The following is a 5,815-nucleotide window of genomic DNA, read 5'->3' as shown; positions in this document are numbered from 1 at the left end:
CCCTGCAGGCGCGCGTTGATCGCGGCGCGTTCGTTGAAGGCGCGCACCGAGGCGTTGGACGCCCTGATGTCGGGGTAATGGCACTTGCGACCGAACAGCGTGGTGACGTAGCCGTTCTGCCGGCAGAACTCCTTCGTCTCGTCCATATAGGCGCGGATGCCGGGGAAGCGTTCAAAATACTTCTTGATGTAGGCTGAGGCCTCCTCGCGCGCGATGCCGAGCTGGTTGGCGAGCCCGAAGGCCGAGATGCCGTAGATGATGCCGAAATTGATCGCCTTGGCGCGGCGGCGGATCTCGCTCGGCATGCCCTTGATCGGCACGCCGAACATCTCCGACGCCGTCATGGCGTGAATGTCGAGGCCGTCCTTGAACGCCTGCTTCAGGACGGGAATGTCGGCGATCTCGGCGAGCAGCCTGAGCTCGATCTGAGAATAGTCGGCCGAGACCAGCTTGTGGCCCGGTGTCGCGATGAAGGCGCGGCGGATCTTTCGCCCGTCCTCGGTGCGCACCGGGATGTTCTGCAGGTTCGGCTCGTTCGACGACAACCGCCCCGTCGTCGTCGCCGCCAGCGCATAGGTGGTGTGGACGCGATGGGTCCGCGGATTGACGTAGGTCGGCAGCGCGTCGGTATAGGTCGATTTCAGCTTCGAGACCTGGCGCCATTCTAGGATTTTCTTCGGCAAGTTGTGGCCCTGTTCGGCGAGATCGTCGAGCACCTGCGCGGTCGTCGACCAGGCGCCGGTCTTGGTCTTGGTGCCGCCGGGCAGTCCCATCTTGCCGAACAGGATGTCGCCGATCTGCTTGGGGCTGCCGACATTGATCGGCTCGCCCGCGATCTCCTGGATCTCCGCTTCGACCCGCGCCGCGGTCTGCGCGAATTCGCCAGACAGCCGCGACAGCACCTGGCGATCGATCGAGATGCCGCGCCGCTCCATGCGCGCGAGGACGCTGACCAGCGGGCGCTCCAGCGTCTCGTACACCGTGGTCATGTGCTCGGCGGCAAGGCGCGGCTTGAGCACGCGCCAGAGCCGCAAGGCGATGTCGGCACTTTCGGCGCAGAGCTCGGCCGCCTTGTCGATCGGGATTTGGTCGAAGGTCAGCTTGTTCTTGCCGCTGCCGAGCAACTCGTTCTCGGCCAGCATGGCATGGCCGAACCAGCGCTCGGCGAGCGAGCCCGGCGCCTGCGAGCCGCGGCCGGCATCCAGCGCATAGGACATCAGCAGCGCGTCGTCGTGGTTGCGCAAGCTGATGCCGTGCTGGGCGAGAATGACCGCGGCGAACTTGATGCTGAAGCCGACCTTGAGGATGCCTGCCGACTCCAGCACCGGTCGCAAGGCGTCGATCGCGTCCGCGTGCCCGACCTGATCCGGCGCCAGTCCCGCGTCGAACAGGCCGGCGCCGCCGCCCGCCTGCTTGTGCGCCAGCGGCAGATAGCAGGCGTCGTTCGGCCCGAGCGCCAGCGCGATGCCGCAGAGATCGGCTTGCATCGGGTCGATCGAGTTGGCCCTGGCCTCGATCGCGACATGGCCGGCATCGTGGATGCGCGCGATGACGGCCTCGAGCTCGTCGAGTGTCCTGATCGCCCGATATTTGGTGTGATCGAAAGGAAGTTTTCGCAGCGCGTCCGCGCGTGCGGCGGCCAACGAGATCGGGGATCCCTTGAGGCTCGACGTCTTGTGCTCGCGGCCGCCCTTGCCGGGCGCGGCCTTCCCCGCGCCGCTTGCCGGGGCCGGCGTGGCAACGGCGGGACCGGCGCCCGCCGCCTCCGCGCGTGCCGCAGCCGGCATGCTGCTGCTGGACAGGCCTGCATTCGCATCGATCGCGGCGGGATCGATCTGCGAATACTCGGCGACGCGGCGGGTCAGCGTCGAGAATTCCATGGCCTTCAGGAACGCGATCAGCTTGCGCGCGTCGGGCTCGTGCACGGCGAGATCGTCGAGCGGCACGTCGAGCTTGACCTTGTCGTCGAGCAGAACGAGCTGTCGCGAGATGCGCGCCTTCTCGGCATTGCCCTGCAACGCCTCGCGCCGCTTCGGCTGCTTGATCTCGCCGGCACGCTCGAGGAGCTGCTCGAGGTCGCCATATTCGGTGATGAGCTGGGCCGCGGTCTTGACGCCGATGCCGGGCACGCCCGGCACGTTGTCGGTGGAATCGCCGGCCAGCGCCTGCACCTCGACCACCTTCTCTGGCGGCACGCCGAATTTTTCGATCACCTCGGGGATGCCGATGCGGCGATCCTTCATGGTGTCGAACATCGTGATCTTGTCGTTGACGAGTTGCATCAGGTCCTTGTCGGAAGACACGATGGTCGTGGTGGCGCCGCGCGTCGAGGCCTGTCGCGCATAGGTCGCGATCAGATCGTCGGCCTCGAAGCCGCCCTGCTCCAGGCATGGCAGGTCGAAGGCGCGCACGGCTTCGCGGATCAGCGCGAATTGCGGGATCAGGTCGTCGGGCGCGGGCGGCCGGTGCGCCTTGTATTCGGGATAGATCTTGTTGCGGAAGGTGACTTCCGACTTGTCGAAGACGATGGCCAGATGCGTCGGCCGGTTGTCCGCCGGCATGTCGCGGAGCAGCTTCCACAGCATGTTGCAGAAGCCGAGCACGGCGTTGACCTGCAGCCCGTCCGACTTGCGGTTGAGGGGCGGCAGCGCGTGATAGGCACGAAAAATGTAGGAGGAACCGTCGACCAGGAAGACATGATCGCCCATGCCGGTTGCTTTCGCGGCGACGGGCTTTGCGGCAGCGGGCTTTGTGGCGGCTTTCGGGGAGGCTTTGGGCATGGCCGCAATGTAGGATTTTTTGCGGGGAATGACAGCCTCGGGAGGGTGGTTTTTGGCCCGTTCGGCGCCGCTATCCCCACTGTCATCATCCGCGAGAGCGGATGACCGGTGTCATTCCGCCGCCTGCAACACAGGTCCCGCCTTCTTCGGAGCGATCCAGAACGCGTCCGGGCGCTCGAACAGGAAATTCGCGCGCAACCGCAGGGCGGCCCGCCAGATCAGGAGCGCGCCCACGACGCCTGCGATGGTGACGATCAGGGACATCGCCCCGATGTCGGCAATGATGCCGGAGCGCAAGAGCAGCGTCCGGGTCGCGGCCATCGGCAGGAAGAAGGCGAGATAGATCACGATCGAATGCTCGCCGCAGAAGCGCAGGAAATTCATCCGGCGCACATGCGCGAGCAGCGTGCCGGTCGTAACGATGGCGCAGGCGCCGGCGAGGCCCAGCACCAGCGAGACGATCGGCCATTCGCTGGCGCCGATGGCGACGACGCTGCCGTTGACGACCGCCCAGATCGCGAGCGCCGCGAGCGCGCCGACCGGATAGGCTCGCGCGCGATCGGACAGCGCGAACACGTAATCCGCGAACAGGTATCCCGAATAGAAATAGACGAAGCGTGCGCAGAACTCGTCGATCACGGTCCACCCCGTCGCGACGTGCGTGCTCTCCAGCAGCGCCGCGGCGCACCAGATCGCGAGCGGGGAGATTCGACGTGTCAGTTTCGTGACGACGAAGAAGATCGGCAGCAGATAGATGAACCAGAGCGTGCCGAACGGCTCGATGAAGGATTCCAGATACAACAGGCCGGCGTCGCGCCAGCCGGTCTGGGCCGCGAAGCCCGGCGCCTTGAAGCCGAACTGGATCGTCACCCAGAGGACATAGAAGTAGGCGAAGTGTACGACCTTGCGATCGAGATAGGTTCGCCAGTCCCGATCGATCACGAGCGGCAGGAACAGCCCCGAAATCAGGAAGAAGTCCGGCATTCGGAACGGTCTTGCGAAGGCCACCAGCACATGCATGAAGCCCCTCTCGCCGGCGGCCAGCTCAACGCCCAGCACCGAATGCATCATCACGACCATGACGATGCAGATGCCCTTGGCGTAGTCCACCCAATCGACGCGTGCGGCCGGCGCGGCCTGGGATCCCCGGGTTCCGGCTGTTGTGCCGATTGGTGTCATGGTGTCCCTTTTCGAGGCGCGTGCCGACCCATGGCGAGGCAGTATGACGCTGCCTGGTTTCGGTCCCCTTTACTCTTACAAGAGGCATGCCTCTTTTCCCGAGGGTTTTCCCTTTCCCGAGAGGCGGGAAATGCTCTAAGACCGCCTCAAATCATCATTCTTCCGTTAACCAACACAGGCAGGGTTTTCATGCGAATTGCCATGATCGGCGCGGGATATGTGGGGCTGGTCTCCGGCGCGTGCTTCGCGGATTTCGGTCACGAGGTCACCTGCGTCGACAAGGACGAACGCAAGATCGCGGCCCTGCATCGCGGCGAAATCCCGATCTTCGAGCCCGGGCTCGATGCGCTGGTCGCGGCCAACGTCAAGGCCAAGCGCCTGGACTTCACCACCGATCTGTCCAAGCCGGTGGCGGAGGCGGACGCCGTGTTCATTGCGGTCGGCACGCCGTCGCGTCGCGGCGATGGCCACGCCGACCTCACCTATGTCTACGCCGCCGCGCGCGAGATCGCGAAATCGCTGTCGGGCTTCACGGTGGTCGTGACGAAGTCGACCGTCCCGGTCGGCACCGGCGACGAGGTCGAGCGGCTGATTCGCGAGACCAATCCGGCGGCCGACGTCGTGATCGCCTCGAATCCCGAATTCCTGCGCGAAGGGGCGGCGATTCGCGATTTCAAATTCCCCGACCGCATCGTCGTCGGCACGAATGACGAGCGCGGGCGCAAGATGATGGGGGACATCTACCGGCCGCTGTCGCTCAACCAGGCGCCGCTGCTGTTTACGGAGCGCCGCACCGCGGAGATGATCAAATACGCCGCGAACGCGTTTCTCGCGACCAAGATCACTTTCATCAACGAGATCGCCGACCTCTCCGAAAAGGTCGGCGCCAACGTGCAGGAGGTCGCGCGCGGCATCGGACTGGACAACCGCATCGGCACGAAATTCCTGCATCCGGGCCCCGGCTTTGGCGGCTCATGCTTTCCGAAGGACACGCGCGCGCTGATCAAGATCGCGCAGGACTACGACGTGAGCCTGCGCATCGTCGAGGCGGTGCTCGCCGTCAACGAGAACCGCAAGCGCGCGATGGCGCGTAAAGTAAGCCATGCGCTCGGCGGCGCGTTGCGCGGCAAGACCATCGCCGTGCTCGGCCTGACCTTCAAGCCCGACACCGACGACATGCGCGAAGCACCGTCGATCCCGCTCGTGACCGGGCTGCTCGACATGGGTGCAAAGGTCCGCGCCTACGATCCGGCCGGCATGGAGCCGGCGCGCCAGGAACTGCCAAACATCGACTATTGCGACGATCCCTATAGCTGCGCCCGTGACGCGGATGCGCTGGTGATCGTCACCGAGTGGGTGCAGTTCCGCGCGCTCGATCTCGACCGGCTGAAGGAAGTCATGGCGCAGCCGGTCATCGTCGACCTGCGCAACGTCTACCGCCCCGAGGAGATGCGTGCCGCCGGCTTCGTCTATGAGAGCATCGGCCGGCCCGTGGTACAGGGCTGATAGCCACGCGTTGTTGTCATGGCCTGTGAAGGCGGGGTATCCATTGTCGCCCGGTGGAGCTTGTCATCGGGCGGTGCGCGATGACGGATGCCAGGTAGTTGCCCCGCAGCTTCGATACGCCTCTCCCGATCGACGTGGTGCTCGACGAACTGTCGCGCACGCTGGCCGATCATAACGCGGCCGTCCTGGTAGCGCCGCCCGGCGCCGGCAAGACCACGCGCGTGCCGCTGGCGCTGTTGGACGCGCCCTGGGCGAAGAACGGGAAGATCGTCGTGCTGGAGCCGCGGCGCATCGCCGCCCGTGCCAGCGCCGACCGGATGGCCAAGAGCCTGGGCGAGCGGGCAGGCGAT

General features: G+C 65.5%; 3 protein-coding genes and 1 pseudogene. 2 read left to right on the top strand and 2 right to left on the bottom strand.

Going from position 1 to position 5,815, the window contains the following annotated elements:
* A partial coding sequence (polA, locus tag KGM94_RS22745; protein WP_300264335.1) for a DNA polymerase I occupies positions 1–2,780 on the bottom strand: 2,780 nt, incomplete at its 3' end.
* 111 nt (positions 2,781–2,891) lie between these two features.
* Complete coding sequence (locus tag KGM94_RS22740) at positions 2,892–3,959, bottom strand: acyltransferase family protein (protein WP_300264333.1); 1,068 nt, start codon at positions 3,957–3,959, stop codon at positions 2,892–2,894.
* Positions 3,960–4,148: 189 nt separating this feature from the next.
* Here KGM94_RS22740 and KGM94_RS22735 point away from each other — a divergent pair, with 189 nt between their 5' ends.
* Both KGM94_RS22735 and KGM94_RS22730 read left to right on the top strand, forming a co-directional pair.
* Positions 4,149–5,465: a UDP-glucose/GDP-mannose dehydrogenase family protein gene (locus tag KGM94_RS22735; RefSeq protein WP_300264331.1), complete on the top strand. Its 1,317-nt coding sequence runs from the start codon at positions 4,149–4,151 to the stop codon at positions 5,463–5,465.
* A 98-nt stretch (positions 5,466–5,563) separates the two neighbouring features.
* Positions 5,564–5,815: pseudogene (locus tag KGM94_RS22730) on the top strand (ATP-dependent helicase HrpB); the annotation flags it as partial.

This window comes from Bradyrhizobium sp. (assembly GCF_028868675.1).
Taxonomy (GTDB): domain Bacteria; phylum Pseudomonadota; class Alphaproteobacteria; order Rhizobiales; family Xanthobacteraceae; genus Bradyrhizobium.
The sequence above is the reverse complement of the archived record's forward strand: the minus strand, read 5'-3'. Positions and strand labels throughout refer to the sequence as shown.

Coding starts and splice junctions, on each gene's coding strand:
- KGM94_RS22735 (WP_300264331.1), top strand. CDS start 4,149: ATGCGAATTGCCATGATCGGCGCGGGATATGTGGGGCTGGTCTCCGGC.
- KGM94_RS22740 (WP_300264333.1), bottom strand. CDS start 3,959: ATGACACCAATCGGCACAACAGCCGGAACCCGGGGATCCCAGGCCGCG.